This window comes from Kitasatospora putterlickiae, from assembly GCF_039527695.1.
GTDB classification, from domain to species: domain Bacteria; phylum Actinomycetota; class Actinomycetes; order Streptomycetales; family Streptomycetaceae; genus Kitasatospora; species Kitasatospora putterlickiae.
Genome location: NZ_BAAAKJ010000446.1, coordinates 1 through 1,323, shown reverse-complemented (window position 1 = coordinate 1,323; position 1,323 = coordinate 1). Strand labels below are relative to the sequence as shown.

The 1,323-nt window shown below is 76.9% G+C and carries 3 protein-coding genes and 1 pseudogene; all 4 read left to right on the top strand.

Annotated features, from left to right (window positions below; translation table 11 throughout):
* Positions 1-395 (top strand): AMP-binding enzyme (locus tag ABD308_RS36180; RefSeq protein WP_425554947.1); only part of this gene is annotated, 395 nt, incomplete at its 5' end.
* 169 nt (positions 396-564) lie between these two features.
* On the top strand, positions 565-840 hold the full coding sequence (locus ABD308_RS36175) for an acyl carrier protein (protein WP_344344420.1): 276 nt from the start codon (positions 565-567) through the stop codon (positions 838-840).
* Positions 837-1,121 carry an acyl carrier protein gene (locus ABD308_RS36170; protein ID WP_344344418.1) on the top strand — a complete coding sequence of 95 codons (285 nt, stop codon included), beginning with the start codon at positions 837-839 and terminating at the stop codon, positions 1,119-1,121. Before ABD308_RS36175 ends, ABD308_RS36170 begins: the two co-directional genes overlap by 4 nt.
* Positions 1,118-1,323 (top strand): annotated as a pseudogene (locus tag ABD308_RS36165) (beta-ketoacyl-[acyl-carrier-protein] synthase family protein); the annotation flags it as partial. The gene ABD308_RS36170 and the pseudogene ABD308_RS36165, both read left to right, overlap by 4 nt.

Sequence of the window (1,323 nt, the reverse complement as noted above, 5' to 3'; positions counted from 1 at the left end):
CCGGGCTCGACGACCCGACCCGCTGGGCGGACGGCTGGCTGCACACCCGCGACGCCGCCGTCCTCGACCCGGACACCGGCCGGGTCACCGTCCTCGGCCGCCGGGACTCGCAGGTCTCGATCGGCGGCCTCAAGGTCGACCTCACCGAGGTCGAGCAGACCCTCGCCGGACTCCCGCAGGTCAGGGAGGCCGTCGTGGTCTTCGACGACGGCGCCATCGAGGCCTACCTCTCGGCCGAGGACGGCGCCGACCGGGCGCTCGTCCAGGACGGCCTCGCCCAGCGGCTCGCCGCCTACAAGCGGCCGCGCCGGCTGGCCTTCCTCCCGCGGCTGCCCCGCACCGCCACCGGCAAGCTGCTGCGCGACCCGGCCGCCCTGCGCGCCGCCGCCGGCTGACCCGTCGCGCCGCGACCCGGCGCGCCCGGCCCTCCACCCTTCACCCCCCGGTACCCCGGCGCCCTCGGACGGCCGCCGCCCGAGCACCGCCGGACCGCACCGACGGGGCCGCGTTCCCCTTCCCCGACCACCCCGGGCGCCCCGCGCGCCCGAACCCAAGGAGCCCACCATGCAGGACCGCATCCGCGCGTTCGTCCTCGCCGCGCTGGCCGAGATGCAGTACGACGTCTCCGACGTCACCGGCGACACCGACCTCGGCCCGGCCGGCCTGGACCTGGAGTCGCTCGCCCTCGCCGACCTCTCGGTCCAGGTCGAGGACGAGTACGGGGTCAAGTTCGACCTCGACGAGATGGAGACCACCGCGCTGATGACGCTCGACCAGTTCACCGCCGACGTCGCCAAGCGGGTCGCCGAGGCCGCCGCCACCACGGGCAGCCCGGCGTGACCGACCTCGCCCGCCCCGACCGGGCCGAGGTCCTGGCCATGCTCGCGGCGTTCGGGCAGCGCGCGCCCGAGGACGTCCCCGAGGAACTCGGCTCACTCGAACTCACCTGGCTGATAGCCGAGTTCGAGCAGCGCTACGGCATCGAGCCAGACCTCGACGACGACGCCTTCGAGGCCGTCCGGACGATCGACGACGCCGTCGCGGTGTTCCGGGCCGCCGTGCTCGCGGCCGGCGCCCTCTCCGGCACCACCGACGCCACCGCGGGGGCCGCGCGGCCATGAACCGCCACGCCCCGCCCGCCGTCCGGCCCGTGGTGACCGGCGTCGGCGTGCTCAGCGCGGCCGGCGACGGACCCGCCGCGCTCGCCGAGGCCGTCGCCCACGGCAAGGCCGCGTTCACCGCGGTCACCCGGTTCGACGTCTCGGCGCGCCGCACCGTCCGCGCCGCGCTGCTGCCCGAACCGCCGCCGCTGGCGGACGCCGT